We start from the raw sequence: 16,608 nt of genomic DNA, 5'->3' as shown, positions 1-16,608 counted from the left end.
GCCGCCGATGTACGAGAACGATACGGGAACATCAATGGGGCGCACGTGCGACAAGTTGCGGATTTAGTGGCGCTTCGGGAAACCCGGCGTTATCCGCGCGACGATGCAAGCCACCGACCTGCGCATCGCCCTGTTCAGCGGCAACTATAATTACGTACGCGATGGCGCAAACCAGGCGCTCAATCTGCTCGTCGGCCATCTCCTGTCGAAGGGCGCGACGGTACGTGTCTATTCGCCGACCAATGCCAAGCCCGCCTTCCCGCCGACCGGCGATCTGGTCGCGGTGCCGTCTTTGCCGCTGCCGGCGGGGCGTGGCGAATACAAGATGGCGCGCGGGCTGCCTGCCGCGATCCGGCGCGATCTGGATGCGTTCGCGCCGAACATCGTCCATGTCTCGGCACCCGATTTCCTCGGCCACCGCGCGATCAGCTATGGCCATCGCAACGGCATCGCGACGGTCGCGTCGCTGCACACCCGGTTCGAGACGTATTTCCGCTATTACAAGATGGCGTTCTTCGAGCCGATCATGGTGAAGATCCTGACGCGCTTCTACAACCGCGTCGACGAAGTGCTGGTGCCCGGGCGCGGCATGGCGGAGATCGTCCGCGACTGGGGCGTGACGACGCCGACCGCGATCTGGTCGCGCGGGGTAAACCATGACCGCTTCACGCCGACGCGCCGCGATCTCGAGTGGCGGCGCGCGCGCGGCATTGCCGATGGCGAGGTTGCGGTCGGGTTTCTCGGGCGGCTGGTGAAGGAGAAGGGTCTCGACGTCTTCGCCGACGTGATCCGGACGCTGGAACAGCGCGGCGTGCCGCACAAGGTGCTGGTGATCGGCGAAGGACCCGCGCGCGACTGGTTCGCCGCCCGCGTGCCGGGTGCGGTGTTCGCAGGGTTCCTGTCGGGCGACGATCTGGGACGCGCGGTTGCATCGATGGACGTGTTCTTCAATCCGAGCGTGACCGAGACATTCGGTAACGTGACGTTGGAAGCAATGGCGGCGGGTGTGCCGGTGGTCGCGGCGCGGGCATCGGGCGCGGTCGGGCTGGTCGACGACGGGGTCACCGGGTTCCTCGTGCCGCCGACGGACATCGGCGGGTATGCGGATGCGATCGCGCGGATCGTGTCCGAGCCGGGTCTGCGCGAGACGATGGGCTGGGCCGGGCATGACAAGGCCGCCGGGTATCTGTGGGATACGATCAACCAGACGGTGCTGGATACGTATCTCGAGGTGATGGCGCGGCGCGGTAAATAATGCCCTGACCTGCCCCCCTCCCTGAAAGGGAGGGGTTGGGGGTGGGTCGGCTTCCGCATGTTCAGGCGTAGATGGCTCGAACCGGCCTACCCACCCCCAGCCCCTCCCTTTCAGGGAGGGGAGCAGGTTGCACTATGCTTAGGGCGCGGTCACCCAGTCGAACGTCAACGGCGCTTCGCGGAAGGCGAAGCGGTCGAGGTGGCTCGATACCACCTCGCGCATCCGATCGACGTCGTCGCCCTCCGGCACCGTCAGCGCGACGTCGAGCGTTTCGCTGTCCGCACGCATCTCCAATACCGCGCCGTTCGGGAACGCGATGCGGCCCTCTTCCTTAGAGAAGGTGACCTCCATCTTGTGGCTCCAGTGCTTGGCGAGCTGCTGGAGATACTTGCTGGCCGAATGCGTCGGCACCCTCGCGACCGAGACGCTCACTTCAAGCGCTCGATCTTCTGCGCCGCCTCGTCGAGCAACGCCGCGACTTCGTGCAGCGTATCCTCGTTGACGTCCTCGCGCATCAGCCGGTGCTGGAGCACCTGCCGCAGATTGCCCATCGCCCGCCGGATCGGCGCGCCATCGGTCCGCTCGGACTCCGCCCCGACCGCAGCCAATCGCGCGAACAGGCCGTCCACTACGGCCGCATTCTCGGCCAGATGCGCGCGACCCTCGTCGCTCGCCGCAAAGCGCTTCTTCGCGCCTTCCGACTGCTGCTCCTCGATCAACCCCATCTCGTCGAGCATGCTAAGCGTCGGATAGACGACGCCCGGGCTCGGCGCATAGCCACCCCCGGTCAGCCCCTCGATCTCGCGGATCAGGTCATAGCCGTGGCGCGGCGCATCCGCGATCAGCTTCAGCATCACGAGTTTCAGCTCGCCGCCATCGAACAGCCGCCGCCGACCACCGGGGCCGCCGCGTCCGTGTCCATGTCGACCGTGGCCTTCGTGACCCGGCCGACCCCGGCCTTCGCCATCAGCCCGCGGGCCACCGGTCCAGGCTCCATATCCCATACCAAAACGCATTTGAGTGTTCTCCGATATATCTTCATTTATGATCTGAGATATATCGCAGAATGTTTCCAGTTCAAGAGGTGTGGCGAAAAGATTCGCCTTTCGCCCGTTTGTCATCCCCGCGGAGGCGGGAACCCAGACCCTCGGACCGGGCGAGCCTCCAATGCCGTCAGCCAATATGGATCCCCGCCTTCGCGGGGATGACGACGCTCGTGACGGCGACGATGCTTGGGAGGAAGACGGTACGTCTCGGGATGACGAGCGCACTGGAATGGCGGACGGATGGGCAAACCGGCCCCCCGACCCTATCTTGCCCGAATGGCCGATCTCTTCGCGGGCTTCGAACCCGCCGTCCCCACCGAAACGCATCCCGAAAACGCGCCGCTTGCCGACCGCCTGCGCCCGCGCACGCTAGGCGAGGTGGTAGGGCAGGATCACATCACCGGTCCCGAAGGCGCGATCGGGCGGATGGTGTCGGCCGGGCGATTGTCCTCGATCATCCTGTGGGGCCCGCCAGGCACCGGCAAGACGACGATCGCGCGCCTGCTCGCCGACGCGGTCGACCTGCGGTTCGTCGCGATCTCGGCGGTGTTCTCCGGCGTCGCGGACCTTAAGAAATCGTTCGCCGAAGCGCGCGAGCACGCCAAGATCGGCAAGCGGACCTTGTTGTTCGTGGACGAGATCCACCGCTTCAACCGCGCACAGCAGGACGGTTTCCTGCCGTACGTCGAGGATGGCACGGTGACCTTGGTCGGCGCGACCACCGAGAACCCCTCGTTCGAACTCAACGCCGCGTTGCTCAGCCGCGCACAAGTGCTGATCCTCGAACGGCTCGGCCGCGGTGCGCTCGAACAGTTGCTCGACCGCGCCGAGACGGAGACGGAGCGCCCCCTGCCCCTGACTCCGCCCGCCAAGGATGCGCTGATCGCCAGCGCGGATGGCGATGGCCGCTTCCTGCTCAACCAGGCGGAGACGTTGTTCTCGGTCAACCTGCCCGAGCCACTCGATCCCGCCGGGCTGTCGAACTTCCTGCAACGCCGCGTCGCGGTGTACGACAAGGACCGCGAGGGGCATTACAACCTGATCTCCGCGCTCCACAAATCGATCCGCGGGTCCGACCCGCAGGCCGCGCTCTATTATCTCGCGAGAATGCTCACGGCGGGCGAGGAACCGCTGTTCCTGCTCCGCCGGCTGACGCGCGCCGCGGTCGAGGATATCGGACTCGCCGACCCGCAGGCGCTGGTCCAGTGCATCGCCGCCAAGGACACCTACGACTTCCTCGGCAGCCCCGAAGGCGAACTCGCGATCGCGCAGGCCTGCGTCTATCTCGCCACCGCGCCCAAATCGAACGCGGTCTACAAGGCGCAGAAGGCGGCGTGGAAATCGGCGCGCGAGACGGGCTCGCTGATGCCGCCAGCATCGATCCGCAACGCGCCGACCAAGCTCATGCGCGATATCGGCTACGGCAAGGGCTATGCGTACGATCACGACGCGGAGGATGCGTTTTCCGGCTCGGATTACTGGCCCGACGAGATGAGCGCGCAGACCTTCTATACGCCGACCGAACGCGGGTTCGAGAAACGCCTGTCGGAACGGCTCGCCTATTGGGATGCCCTGCGCGCGGAAAAGCGGCCGTGAAGGATTGGGCTGCGGTCGCGGACTATGCACTGTCGCTGCCCGAGACCGAGGCGTCGACGTCGTACGGCCAGCCCGCGATCAAGACGCGCGGCAAGATGTTCGTCAGCACCGGCCATGTCGATGGCAGCTTCCACGTCCGCAGCCCGCATGACGAGAAGGCCGTCCTGATCGCGACCGATCCCGACAGTTTCTGGCAGACGGCGCATTATGAAACCTGGCCCGGCCTGCTGGTCCGCTACGGCACGCATGATCCCGAGCGCGTCGCCTGCGTGATCGCCCGCGCATGGTGGGATCAGGCATCCGCCAGGCAGCGGAAGGCGTATGGCGATCGCCCCTGACCGCTTCGGCCATTTCGCCGCGATCGACTGGTCGGGCGCGGTCGGTCCCCGGCAATCCGGGATCGCCTTGGCGATCTGCGTGCGCGGGGCCGCTGCACCGACGCTGATCGCAGCCGAGGGCGGCTGGTCGCGCACTGCCGCGCTCGACTGGCTGGCGAACGCGATGCCGCCGGATACGCTGGTCGGGCTCGATCTCGGGCCATCGCTTCCGTTCATCGACCAGGACGCCTTCTTTCCCGGCTGGGCCGAGAGTCCGGCAGATGCGCGCGCTCTGTGGGCGCTGGTCGAACGGATCTGCGCGGACGATCCGCATCTGGGGGCCAGAAGCTTCGTCGACCATGACGAGGTCGCGCGGCATCTGCGTCGCCACGGCGGGCGCAAGGGCGAATTCTTCGAAGGGTCCGGCCGTCTCCGCGTAACCGAGGAGGCACAACGGCGGCAAGGGCTGAGCCCGACCAGCAACCTCAATCTCGTTGGCGCGGCGCAGGTCGGCAAGTCGAGCCTGACCGGGATGCGCGTGCTGCACAGGCTGGCCGGCCACGTACCGGTCTGGCCGTTCGATCCGGCGCCGTCGCAAGGTCCGCTGATCGTCGAGATCTACACCACGATCGCCGCACGCGCCGCCGGCATCCGCAAGGGGCTCAGCAAGATTCGCGATGCCGCGGCGCTCGACGTGGCACTGGCCGCGATCGGCAGCGACCGGCATGCACCGCTTGCGCGCTACGACGACCACGCCACCGACGCTATCCTCACCGCCGCCTGGCTCCGCGCCAACGCCGATCGCCCCGAACTCTGGCACCCGGCGGCGATGACATCGCATATCGCGCAAACCGAGGGCTGGACCTTCGGCGTATCTTGAAGCATGGGGTCGCGACGCACCGGGCAGCGCCCGACGCAAGGGCCGGTTTAGCTCAGTTGGTAGAGCGCCAGTTTTGTAAAGCTTTGCTCTGGCCTTCGTCCGGTCGAGTAAAGCGGCAGAAAACCGCCGTTTCTTTGCTGTGCCTCGAAGTCGGTTTGTTGTCAAGGACACCGAAAGGACACTGAAACGCGATGCAAGGTCTTACATGCGGTTTCTGCAAGACACCGATCACCGGAACCCGCGCGAAGAAATACTGCAATAGCGTGTGCGCTGCCGCCCCTCGCAAAGCCGGTGCGGCGGAGATCGCGGGATGGCTGGCGGGAGAGATCGAAGGCCACACGGGCGCGTCACAGAAGCTGAAGCCATGGGTGCGGGAGTATGTTCTAGAGCAAGCGGATTACGCCTGTTCGGAATGCGGTTGGAACGAACGGCACCCCGACGATAACCGCCCGTTGGTCGAAGTCGATCATACGGACGGCGATGCATCGAACTCGCGCCCGTATAACCTACGCGTCCTGTGCCCGAACCATCACGCGATGACATCGACCTTCAGACGGCGAAACGCGACATCGACGCGGAACCGAACGCCAGCGGTTGCGGTGCTGCACTAGGGTTGATAATGGCGCGCTATCGCAGGCGTCGCATAGTGATCGATTGCACCGATTTTGTAAGTCGGAATACCACACCGTGGGTTTGAATCCCACCGCCTGCTCCCCCACTGCTCTGCGCTAAAGTTCGAAACCGACTGGCGGCACCGTTACCGCCGCACGGTCGGCACTGGCGAAATCGTCGCCACCCCTTTCTTCAAACAGCGCTTGCAGACCAGCCGCCGCTTCGCCCTGTCCACATGCTGCGGAATGCCGCCGAACATGGCGAAGACATTCTGAAACGGGACATTGATAATCCGCCCGCACTCGCACTGAATCCGCATATCGGCGCGGTGCGATGCGTAATCCAGCGTCGTAAAGTAAGCTTGGTCGCCCATAGGGCATATGAGAACAAAACGGGACCAAACGCAAGTGCTGTGGTTTGTGTGCCGCGCCCCACCACGCCGAAATGATTTTTCGTTCCGGTTTTACCCCCTTGCGTTTCACGAACACGGCTGAAGTCCACGCGTCGCGAATACGCCGTTCGGCCAACCCGCACCCGAATAGGACGAATCGAGCCTCGAACAAAAGCGTCAACCACTTGTCGTTCTCGTAGTTTTGTCACAATGTCTTGGGGTTGCGTTCGGGGGCGGACCCAATCGCTGGTAGAACAACCGGCGAGTTTGACGCTCAAAACACCTGTTCCGGTGAAAGGCTGTGCTGTGCCCTACGAATGCGGTTTCCCTTATTCGATCACTTTGCCTTCGCCAGCTACTTCGGCTGCTTGTTCGGCTACGCCAGTCCGTATGGCTGTTATTATGGTTATGTTGACGGTGCGGTCAACTATTATCGCGTGGTCGTTGCGATGGTCGTTGTCTGCGATGTTCCGTTGGCTGCTTACTCTGCACCTAACTGCGGTCTTATGTTCATTATTAGGTTCGATGGTCGATCCTGCGGTGGCTGCGGTGATTGCGCCATGAGAACCAACGAACCCGATGTTGCAAAGGCGTATATCGCTAAAGGCCAATATGGCTTTGCGTTTGGCGTTATGGTGCTGCGGCTCGTTGCTGTGGTGGCGATTGGCGTCTGCACCTCCACAGCCCTGCCCAAGACGATCACAGCCGCGTCAACCGCGTGGACGGCGCTTCACGCCCCCTAGTCGTCTATCCCGCGCTCTGACATCGCAGCCGCCAAGGCATCCTGCCACGGATCGCCCGCTTCGGCTGCGCTGGCAAGATAGGATGCGCGCAACTGCTTATCGTTCATTTTCGCGATTAGGTCTTGGAACTCTAACGCGGTTGCCTCGTGTTCGTGGTCCTGCATCACTCACCTTCCCGTTCGGTCTGAATCAACGCCCCTCGTTACGGCTTGTTCAGCCATGATCGCAGCGTGTCCTTAATCACGGTTAGCGCCCGCGACTTCGCCGCTTCGACCAGAGCAACCGCCCCTGCCCCTACGCCAAGCCCGGTGCCGAAGGCTTCCGTTAGGCCGGTGACATGCTCGAAGGCGTAGACCCCCGAACCCAACACAGCGATTGCCGATATCGATAGGTTGTAGACGGCAAGCTTGTTCTTGCTTTCCGACCAGATGAAAATGCGCACGAGGATGCAACCGACCACCGCGACGATAACGCGGGTCGGGATGTCGATCCCGGCGACGGTTGCTGTTCCATCGGCTGCATAAGCCGCAGTGGAGAATAGCGCCGCTGTTAGGAAGATCGCAGTATTGCGAAGAGCGCGGATACTCACCCGCTTAAACTTTCGAAAAGGCAAAGATCGCTGCTACGATGGCTACAAGGCCGATGCTGATAGAAAGTCGAACCGCCTTGTTCCGGTTGCGATCTACGGTGCTTACGCGAAGGTTGTAGATTAGGAACCAAGACATAACAGGAATCACGATAATCGCGTCCATGATATTCTTGATCGTTAGAAGGGTCGTTAGCGTGTCGGCGTTCACTTCGCCCCAAGCCATCTTATAGACGACTTCCATTATACAGCGCCCGCTTGCGCCCGTCGCGGCTAGCAACGCCATGACATGTTCCCAGCTTTCGCTCTTTCCCTTGTTCGCCACGATGTTTCGAGCCGCTACCGATACGGTGTAGAACCCGACCAATGCGATTAGCATAAGGCTGAAGAGCGCGAAGCCGTAACCCCACCCGCTGCCGTTGAAGCTTGGCGGGTAAGGGCTTTCAGCCATCTTGTAGATTATTTCACGCGGCTTCACGATTAAGCTTCCGGTGCGTCTTCTACCGGCTCGTTGACCGCTACCGGTTCCACGACTTCCGTAATCGCAACGCCAGCGGCATTGTAAAGATTGGGAAGAATATTGACGATAGCGTCAAGGTGAACGCGAATGCTCGCATTCTCTGGGTATTCGTCACCATTAAACGCATTGGCCAGCGGCACTAGCGAGTTATAGAACGAACGGCCACACTCGTTGTTTAGCGCGCTCTTCAGCGGTTCGAAGAATGCTTCTTTCTCTAGACGCTCTGCTTCCGCAGCTTCTGCGTCGGCGGCTGCAACTGCGGCACGCATTTCTTCGATCTGTTCGGGGGTGTATGATGTTCTTTTAGCCATGATGTATTTAGTTAGATACCCGTGACATCAACCGCTAGAATGCCACCGTTCGCTTGAACTCCATCGGCGTAGCAGTTGCCCTTAATCTCTTCGATATAGTAGCCGTCCGTTACAGAGCGGCAACCGGCGCTAGAACCATTGAACGCAACATCGCCAATATCACCACCGGATGAACCGGCTGGCGCTCGAAAAGATCGTATCATTGTTCCATACTTCATGAACGCGTATGTTCGACCACCCGGAAGCGCCCTACCCTCTGAAATCCCATCGTAGAGGTTCGTAACAGGGTGTTGAGCGATGATGCATAGCGGGCGGTATCCGGTCGAGTAGGTCAACCTACCTTGATCGTCTGTTATCTCGATACCCGCGCCACCGATCTTCGGAAGCTTTCTGAACATTCGAAACAGGTAATAGGTAACCACATGCGAGCCGCCGCGCGCGTTCACATACAACGATGTGATATCGTTGAACCCGACCACGCCCGGAATAACAGGCGCGGTCGTGCATGATAGCGCATAGGTGTCAAACGCGGGAAGCTTATCCTTAAAGCCGAGAGACCACGAACCGCCATAGGTTGGGTCGCTGATATCTCCCGTCGTAATGGTGCCCTTATCGACTAGGGCATAGTTCGATAGTTCAGAATCGAACTGGATTGTTCCCCTATCGTTGTAGCACTGAAAGCCAGCGGTCATAGGAGCATCACGCTAATGCGGGCGTTGTAATCACGATTGTTGCGCTTATTCCACGCAACGGTTCCCGTGTTACTAATCGTTACCTCTGGCGCAAAACCAAAGGTCGTATCAACAACCGGAACGGCAACATTCGTAGTGCTGGCAAGCATTGGAATGTTGACCGAACCGGAGTTGTCGAACGAACCGATATCAATCGCGCGTGGTAGAAGTGTGCTGGTATCAACGATTAGAACACCGTTGCTGTCCCAGACTTGAAGTCCTGAAGCCATATAGTATTTAGATGGCTTACCAGACTCCGAGCCTCACACGCATAGTTCCGTTAGCGTCATACACCCGGATTTGGTTAGTCTCGATTTCGGTGCGTGCGCCCGACTTGTTCAGACCAACCCGCAACTTACCAGCGAACACGGCTTCCCCGGAATCTACCGATAGCGCGGTAGTGTAACCGTTGTTCGCGCCGGGAGTGAGTAGCCGGATTTGGCTAGCCGCAAGATCGATATTAGACGAACCGGTTTGGCCATCCGCGCGAACGCTTACGATAGCCCGACCATCACCCGCCGAAACTTCCTGCGTAAGGTAGGCTTTAACCTTCCCGTCGATACCCGCCACTACGCTTTCGCTCTGCGTTACCCGTGCCGCAACCGCATTTAGAACAGCGCTGCCCGATCCGGGCGAATACGGGTTGTATTCGTCCTGATTAGGTCGTGCCAGACCGATGTAAGGACGCCAGAACCAAGCGTAGCTGTCACTCTGCCCCGCTACCGTGTCACTCTTCGATAGCGTCATGACAAGCTGCACAGCGTCGGAAGGTGCCTGCACGCTCTTGAAACCGAGCGGCGCAAACCCTGCGGCGGTGTTGCCCCCGCCCCCGGTCCACTGTTGACCCGAGTAGCTTACGCCAGCGCTGGAACCGTCTGCACGATACCATTCCGCTATGACTTCGTTCAAAGCGCGGTGCGAAGCCGACTGCACATAGATGCAGTAGTATGCGCCGCCCGTGATCGTCATGCGCTCGCTATGCCAACGCCCTTTCGTATCACCGCCAGCGCGGTTGCTCTGGTAGACACCCAAGACATTCTCGCCAACCGGGTGCCAGTTATCGCCCGCGAAGTTGACCGCCCAACCAAACACACCACCGCCGTAGTTCGAAGTAGACCAACCCGCTGTATTAGCGTTGGGGAAGATCGTGTTAGACAGTTGGTTACCACCCGCGAACGCGCGTGCTTCAAGCGTCGTCGCACGGCTCGCCAAAGCCTGCTGATTGCTCGCAACCGTGCTTGTCAGGGTAGAGATGTTCGCGGTGTTGGTGTTGCTCAAAGTCAGTGCAGCACCGCCCTGAATCTCGCCAGAGGTAGCGGGACGAACGCGGAGCGAATACCAGCGAAGATACTTCGGATCGACACCGCGAAAACCATCTTCCCAACCGTGCATACCGTAGAGGGTTGCTGCCGTCCCAATGTTGTTATTGTTCGTGAACATCTTGGACCAAGTGCGCACGGAACCCGCGCCCGTGTTGCTGCTAACAACGCCGTTCGTGTCGGGTTCGGACGCGAAGTGGTAGTTGAATACGCCGCTTACCGACATACCAGCGCCCGACCATGTTCCGCCGTCTAGCATAACGGTAGCTTCGACAACCCAAACACCATTGTGAATGGTGAAGGATTGCTGGAAACCGCTGTTCACATTGGGAACATCGTTAAGCGTCCGAATGCAATACGCACTGCCGTAACCCGGCTGGCGTTCAAAGCGCCAGTTACCGCCAGCCGTCCAAGTCGAGTAGCCAACCGGGTAGCTTGCCGCATTGGTCCAGTTCGCAAACTTGTCATTGATCGTAAACGAACTACCAGAGTAGCTAGACGAAATCGTAGCCGAAGTAGACGCCGATGCAGCCGAAGACGAAGCGTTGTTTGCGGATGTGCTGGCGTTCGACGCCGAAGTAGAAGCCGCGTCCCGATACGATGCCGCGTTGGAAGCTGCCGTGGTCGCGGTGGAAGCCGATCCCGAAGCTGCATCTGCCTTGGTCGAAGCCGTAGACGCGGAAGTCGCAGCCAAAGTTGCGCTTGCGCCCGCGTTCACTTCGCCGGTTACATCTACCAGTTCCAGCGCCATAACGCGGACAAGCGTAGAAGTGGTGCCCGAACCGTAGTTGATAATCAACTCGGGCTTTACCCAAGGATTATTGATTACATCCGCACCATCGAAGATCGCTTCAACCCATGTAAAGCCGTTCGCTGGCGTCGGACGATCCGCCGCAGCGTAGCTAATACGATTGCCGGTTGGTGCCTGCGTGGCATACGAACTAATGCGAAGCTGAACCGCAGACGCGATGCCGCTAATGTTCCCGACTTTGGCGCGGACCTTCCACTTCCCGACCTTGTTTGCAACACAGGTCTTCCACGAAACGGTTCCGTAGTTTGCCCCATCATTGTTACGGATCGTCCAAACACCACTGACATTCTCGAAGGTGCCGATTGGAACGGTCGAACCGCCATCGCCACCAAAGAACAACTCCTTCTGCTCGAAGGTCGTCGGGTGCATGTTCAGCGCCGTTGCGATAGCGGATAGGTTCGAAGTTTGAGCCGCGCTCGCGCTCGTGCCTGCGTTGGTCGCAGCGGTGCCAGCCGTTCCAGCGGAGGTGTTCGCTGCGTTTGCCGATCCCGCTGCGCCGTTTGCCGAGCCTGCCGCTAGACCAGCTTGGGTAGACGCGGTGTTAGCCGAGCCAAGGGCATTGGAAGCGCTTGTGGAGGCGTTAGAAGCCGAAGTGGCGGCTTGCCCTGCGCTCGTGCCCGCATTGGTCGCAGAGGTGTTCGCAGCGCTTGCGCTCTGCCCTGCCGCGTCTTTCGAAGCGGAAGCTGTGGAAGCCGATCCAGCCGAAGCGGTCGCACTGTCCTGCGCTGCGCGCTGTGCTTCCACATCCTCGATATACAGCAACGCCACTTCGGTTGGCGCTCCGCTAGAGCGATACATGACACGCATAAACGCGGTGCCCGTGGCCATAACAGCGGAACCGCCAACCCCATTGGTGGAGATGTCGCGAGATAGTTCTTTGAAGCCATCGGCAACCGTGAAGTTTGCGATCTGCTGAACAAGAACCGTGTTGCCTGCCAGTAGGTTTCCGTTGATATCCCAATAGGTGACATAGAGATTATGGCCTGCGGACTGTGAACCATCCGCAGTAAGTCGAACACGCGCATACGCACGGTAGCGCTTACCGTCTTGAACACGCATCGGCGCAACCGGGTGAACATGATATGCTCCCGAGTTGATACGAAGTTGACCGTTTACGGTCGTGAAGTTCGTATCATTCGACAAGCGAAGCAAAGGCGCGGTGTTGTTATAATCGTTATAGCTCCAAAGCGACATAGCCGCGCCGGGGCTTCGGCCATCATTCACATTATCAGCCGCACTATCCTTCGCAGTCGTAGCGCTTACGGTTGCAGACGAAGCCGCGCTATTGGCGGAACCAAGTGCATTCGATGCCGAGGTAGACGCCTGCGAAGCCGAAGTTCCAGCGTTGCCAGCGGAGGTGCTTGCAGCCGTTGCCGATCCCGATGCCGCCGAAGCCGACTGGCCAGCCTCGTTGGCCTTCGTGGTAGCTGTCGAAGCCGATCCAGCCGCAGCCGTTGCGCTTCCCGCTGCGTTCGTCTCGCCGGTAACATCCGCGAGTTCCAGCGCCATCACGCGGACGAATGTATCTGTTACCCCCGGCCCGTAGTTGATGACGATTTCGGGACGAACGAACGGGTTCGCGTTTACATCGGGTGCATCGAATACAGCTTCTACCCAAATGAAGCCGTCCGCTGGCGTTGCGCGTCCCGCACCTTGATAGCTGCTACGCGAACCGGGAACCGGAGCCTGTAGAGTATATCCAGCAAGACGGATTTCAACGCTCGAAGCGACGCCTTGAATGTTGCCAACGCGTGCGCGAACCTTCCACTTATTAGCAGGCTTGTTCACAACACAGGTTTTCCATGTCAAAACATCGTATGAGTTGCTGCTAGTGTTGCGGAAGACATTAACACCACCCGAGTTTTCGAGGGTCGCGCCGGGTGTCAAAGAACCACCGTCGCCGCCGAAGAACGAGATACCTTGCTCGAAGGTCGTCGGGTGCATGTTCACAGCGGTCAACACCGCAGCGGCTTGCGAAGACGAAGCTACGCCAGCCTGCGTGGTTGCGGTGTTCGCACTGCCAAGAGCGTTCGAAGCCGAGGTAGATGCATTGTTGGCATAGGTGCTGGCGTTACCCGCGCTTGTCGAAGCGTTGGTTTCGCTAGTCTTCGCAGCGGAAGCCGACTGGCCAGCTTCGTTAGCCTTCGTGGTGGCAGTTGACGCACTGGTAACGGCTGCGGCGGCTTGCGCTGCGGCTGTGCTGCTTTCCGTGATGTCTTCGACCAAGATAAACTGATACTGGAAGATGGTCGTAGCCGGGGCGGAAGCCGTGGTGTTCGTTGCGACATTGGCGCGAAGCCATACGCCGCCGTTAGCAATCGCGGCGGTCCCGTCGATAACGACGCTAGTATCTGTCCACGAGGTAGTAGCCGTTATACCGACGCTTACAGAAGCGCTTGGCGTGTAGCCATAGTTCGAGTTCAGAGACATAGCGTAAAGAACCGGTGCCGATCCTGCCGCCGCTGCCGTCACACGCGCGCGAGTGCTAACGCGATACTTCCGACCAGCTACAAGACGAATAACGCCGAAGTTTGCAGCGTTTACGCTTGCACCCGGTCCAACCGAGACTTGAAGAACGCGACCGATGCCAGAAACAGTCTGGTAGGAGAATGTCGAGTCCGCCGCCAACGAAGTGTTAGTGGCAGGATTGCCGCCAAAGTTTGCGGTGAAGAATCGACCATCTAGATTGAAATCGGAAGGCATCAACGCCGAAGCCGTCAAGGTCGCAGCGCCAAAGCTAGATGCTGCGCTTACAGCACTCAAGTTTGCAGCGGTTGCCGAGTTGCCCGCATTCGTGGCGGAAGTTCCCGCATTAGTCGCGCTCGTGCCAGCCGCAGTAGCACTGCCACCGGCTTGGCTTGCGGAAGTTGCCGCGTTCGTTGCCGATGTTCCAGCGGCGTTCTTTGAACCCAAGGCATCGCTAGCCGACGAAGACGCCGCGCTGGCACTAGTGGAGGCTTCGCCCGCCTTGGTGCCTGCGTTGGTTTCCGAAGTCTTTGCAGCCGAAGCCGACTGGCCAGCTTCCGTGGCCTTGGTCGTAGCGGTCGAAGCCGATCCAGCCGCAGCGCTTGCGTTCTTTGCGGGTGCCATACCGTCTGCACCCAAGACACGCACCGACAAGATACGAACCGCAGCCGATCCAGCCGCGCCGTTGTCGAAGTCGAAACGCAATCTAGTGGTAGTCGAGCCAAGCCAATCTGCTGAAGCAACGGAAGGCGCGCTATTGATATCGAAGATAAGCTGTGCGCGCTCACCAACCGCTACATCGGCCAAAGACTTGTTAAGCGCGGTTACTACATAAGTCCCCGACTCCCCATGATTGGCGTTGTTCCAATACATGTTGGCTTCCCAGTTTCCCGCAGTGCGTGCAGTTACGCGAACGAAATCGACAACTACGCGGGTGTATCGGCTACCGAGGATCGAAACGGTTGGCGTAACGAAGATTGGATCGGTGCCAGTGTTCGTAAGCAACGCACCATTCGCACCAGCCGTAAGCGTTGCACCGCCAGCACCGAAGCCGTTCAATGCTGAACCGGTGAAGTCCCATGCGTAGGCGACATCGAGATAGGACGCGCCCATAGCCGCAGAAGTTGCCGCTACATTCGCTGTGTTCGCAGCCGTGGCGGAGTTACCCGCCAGACCAGCTTGCGTGGTTGCCGTTCCTGCGCTCGTGTTCGCAGCCGTTGCCGATCCGCCTGCCGCTGTCGCACTGTTCGCCGCCTGCGAGGCCGAAGCCGCCGCAGCGTTCTTCGAGCCTAGAGCGTTGGACTCTGATCCAGCCGAGTTGCTAGCGGAAGTGCTAGCCTCCCCTGCCTTGGTGGAAGCGTTCGTTTCACTGATCTTCGCAGCCGAAGCCGACTGGCCAGCGGCATTCGAAGAAGACGATGCGGCGGAAGCACTGTTGCTCGCCGCTGTCGCGCTATCGCTGGCATTCTGTGCCTTGGTGGTAGCGGTGTTGGCAGAGCCGGTAGCCGAAGTGGCAGACGATCCAGCTTCGCTGGCCTTGGTCGTAGCAGTCGAAGCCGATCCAGCCGCAGCGGTTGCCGAGGTCTGCGCATTGTAGACTTCCGTGATATCGAGGAAGCGGAACGAAGCAATCTGCAACACACCGTCAAAGGACGCGATGTTGCCAGATGCGGCGGTTCCCGAAGCTACCACATACGGACGCGAGTAAACGACATTGACATTCTGTGCTAGAAGTGCCGAACCATCGAACTCGTGATAAAGGGTGGTCCACACACCAACGGTAGAAAGGCTATTACGAAGCCCGCCTGCATAATCCGTGGCATAAGCGAACGAACTATTATTAGCGCGCTGTGCAAGTGAAACGGTCGTGCCGGTCGTGGTGTTCACGCTTACAAGATTGACTATCGCTTCAGCGCGATATCTACGCCCTGCAACGGGTTGGAAGTAACCAACCGTGCTAACGCGCCCGCCGTATGCGCTACCGTTCGCGTTCATCTGGTAGATGACGCCATACTTTGAATCGGTCGGGAAACTATTGCTCGCGTCTGCGGTAATGCTGCTTACATTCTGCCCGTCATTGGCGCGCGTGAAGAACTGCCCAAGGCGCGAGAAATCGGACGGGAAAAGCTGTGCAGCCGTTCGCGTGGTGTTGGTGAAGGTCGAGGTCGCGTTAGTCGCGCTCGTGGCGGCTGCGTCTCGTGCAGTCTGTGCGGCGGTCTGTGCGGTCTGCGAAAGGCCCTTGGCGGTTTCTGAAGCCGTCTGTGCGGTCTGCGCATTGGTGCGAGCCGTCTCCGCAGCCGTCTTGGCGCTTTCCGCCGCAGTCTTCGCCGTGTTCGCGCCAGCTAGCGCCGTTTGAGCATCGTTCTTCGCACCCGTCGCCGTGTTGGCGTTGGTTAGCGCAAGCGCTTGTGCTGCCTGTGCGGCGTCTCGTGCCGTCTTGGAATCCGTGAAGGCTTGGCTCGCGTTGCTTGCTGCCGACTGTGCCACAGCCTGCGAAGCTGCCGCCGCTTCCGCGTTAGCCTTCGATGATGCCGTGTCGCCGTAGACGGTCTGAAGGTCGCTGATATCCCCTAGCAACTCCGTAACCGGCACGATCTGGCCAGCCGTGTTCTTCAGTGCATCTACCGCCGTCTGTGCGTTGCCCTTGGCGTTACCGATGTCGTTTAGGACTTCGGGAACCGGCTTATCCCCGATGTTCGTCCACTCGGGAGCGCCAACGGTTGCGTTATCGTCGGGGCGGTCGTCGCCAATGATATCTACCCAAGGCGTCTTAATCTCTGCCGTGATAAGGTCGATTTCATCGTAAGGACCGAAGACGCCAGAGATCATGCGATAGCGGGCGCGAACTTCGACTTCCGCGCCGGGTGCGTTCGAAGTAAAGGTAGTAACGCCGATAGCGGGATCGAGGGATTCCGCTACTACACTCCATGTTCCGCCGACGATGCGGCTTTCAATCTGTATGCCCGAAACGCGCCCGGAAGTTTCAGGCGTCCATCTTACGGTAATCTCACTTACTTGGCTCAT

The 16,608-nt window shown here is 60.1% G+C and carries 14 protein-coding genes and 1 tRNA gene; 6 read left to right on the top strand and 9 right to left on the bottom strand.

Going from position 1 to position 16,608, the window contains the following annotated elements; genetic code table 11:
- The first annotated feature begins 103 nt into the window (after positions 1–103).
- Positions 104–1,255: a glycosyltransferase family 4 protein gene (locus tag C8J25_RS04360; RefSeq protein WP_107952366.1), complete on the top strand. Its 1,152-nt coding sequence runs from the start codon at positions 104–106 to the stop codon at positions 1,253–1,255.
- A 138-nt stretch (positions 1,256–1,393) separates the two neighbouring features.
- Here C8J25_RS04360 and C8J25_RS04355 read toward each other — a convergent pair whose 3' ends face one another.
- Both C8J25_RS04355 and C8J25_RS04350 read right to left on the bottom strand, forming a co-directional pair.
- Complete coding sequence (locus tag C8J25_RS04355) at positions 1,394–1,687, bottom strand: DUF2218 domain-containing protein (RefSeq protein ID WP_107952364.1); 294 nt, start codon at positions 1,685–1,687, stop codon at positions 1,394–1,396.
- Positions 1,684–2,271, bottom strand: a complete 588-nt coding sequence (locus C8J25_RS04350; protein ID WP_107952362.1) for a PadR family transcriptional regulator — start codon at positions 2,269–2,271, stop codon at positions 1,684–1,686. The genes C8J25_RS04355 and C8J25_RS04350 overlap by 4 nt, the downstream gene beginning before the upstream one ends.
- Positions 2,272–2,577: 306 nt before the next feature.
- Here C8J25_RS04350 and C8J25_RS04345 point away from each other — a divergent pair, with 306 nt between their 5' ends.
- From C8J25_RS04345 to C8J25_RS20630, 4 genes are all read left to right on the top strand, one after another.
- On the top strand, positions 2,578–3,897 hold the full coding sequence (locus C8J25_RS04345; RefSeq protein ID WP_107952360.1) for a replication-associated recombination protein A: 1,320 nt from the start codon (positions 2,578–2,580) through the stop codon (positions 3,895–3,897).
- Positions 3,894–4,235 (top strand): MmcQ/YjbR family DNA-binding protein, encoded by a 342-nt coding sequence (locus C8J25_RS04340; RefSeq protein WP_107952357.1) that lies wholly within the window; start codon positions 3,894–3,896, stop codon positions 4,233–4,235. Before C8J25_RS04345 ends, C8J25_RS04340 begins: the two co-directional genes overlap by 4 nt.
- Positions 4,219–5,094: a hypothetical protein gene (locus C8J25_RS04335; protein WP_208622494.1), complete on the top strand. Its 876-nt coding sequence runs from the start codon at positions 4,219–4,221 to the stop codon at positions 5,092–5,094. The genes C8J25_RS04340 and C8J25_RS04335 overlap by 17 nt, the downstream gene beginning before the upstream one ends.
- 632 nt (positions 5,095–5,726) lie before the next feature.
- Positions 5,727–5,806, top strand: a tRNA-Thr gene (locus tag C8J25_RS20630).
- A 45-nt stretch (positions 5,807–5,851) separates the two neighbouring features.
- Here C8J25_RS20630 and C8J25_RS04330 read toward each other — a convergent pair.
- On the bottom strand, positions 5,852–6,079 hold the full coding sequence (locus C8J25_RS04330; RefSeq protein ID WP_107952356.1) for a hypothetical protein: 228 nt from the start codon (positions 6,077–6,079) through the stop codon (positions 5,852–5,854).
- Positions 6,080–6,414: 335 nt separating this feature from the next.
- On the opposite strand from C8J25_RS04330, the gene C8J25_RS04325 reads away from it, so the two are divergent.
- Positions 6,415–6,840 (top strand): hypothetical protein, encoded by a 426-nt coding sequence (locus tag C8J25_RS04325; RefSeq protein WP_107952354.1) that lies wholly within the window; start codon positions 6,415–6,417, stop codon positions 6,838–6,840.
- A 202-nt stretch (positions 6,841–7,042) separates the two neighbouring features.
- On the opposite strand, the gene C8J25_RS04320 is transcribed toward C8J25_RS04325, so the two are convergent.
- The 6 genes from C8J25_RS04320 to C8J25_RS20250 are packed head-to-tail and all read right to left on the bottom strand — an operon-like array spanning position 7,043 to position 16,608.
- Positions 7,043–7,429, bottom strand: a complete 387-nt coding sequence (locus C8J25_RS04320) for a hypothetical protein (protein ID WP_107952352.1) — start codon at positions 7,427–7,429, stop codon at positions 7,043–7,045.
- Between the two features lie 4 nt (positions 7,430–7,433).
- Positions 7,434–7,904, bottom strand: coding sequence for a hypothetical protein (locus C8J25_RS04315; protein WP_146173292.1), 471 nt, complete (start codon positions 7,902–7,904; stop codon positions 7,434–7,436).
- A gap of 2 nt (positions 7,905–7,906) precedes the next feature.
- Positions 7,907–8,257, bottom strand: coding sequence for a hypothetical protein (locus tag C8J25_RS04310; RefSeq protein WP_146173291.1), 351 nt, complete (start codon positions 8,255–8,257; stop codon positions 7,907–7,909).
- Between the two features lie 11 nt (positions 8,258–8,268).
- Positions 8,269–8,949: a hypothetical protein gene (locus C8J25_RS04305; protein WP_107952346.1), complete on the bottom strand. Its 681-nt coding sequence runs from the start codon at positions 8,947–8,949 to the stop codon at positions 8,269–8,271.
- Positions 8,946–9,218: a hypothetical protein gene (locus C8J25_RS20255; protein WP_146173290.1), complete on the bottom strand. Its 273-nt coding sequence runs from the start codon at positions 9,216–9,218 to the stop codon at positions 8,946–8,948. The genes C8J25_RS04305 and C8J25_RS20255 overlap by 4 nt, the downstream gene beginning before the upstream one ends.
- Positions 9,219–9,234: 16 nt before the next feature.
- Positions 9,235–16,608, bottom strand: a complete 7,374-nt coding sequence (locus tag C8J25_RS20250) for a beta strand repeat-containing protein (RefSeq protein WP_146173289.1) — start codon at positions 16,606–16,608, stop codon at positions 9,235–9,237.

The sequence above is a fragment of the Sphingomonas faeni genome (genome assembly GCF_003053745.1).
Lineage (GTDB): Bacteria > Pseudomonadota > Alphaproteobacteria > Sphingomonadales > Sphingomonadaceae > Sphingomonas > Sphingomonas faeni.
The sequence above is the reverse complement of the archived record's forward strand: the minus strand, read 5'-3'. Positions and strand labels throughout refer to the sequence as shown.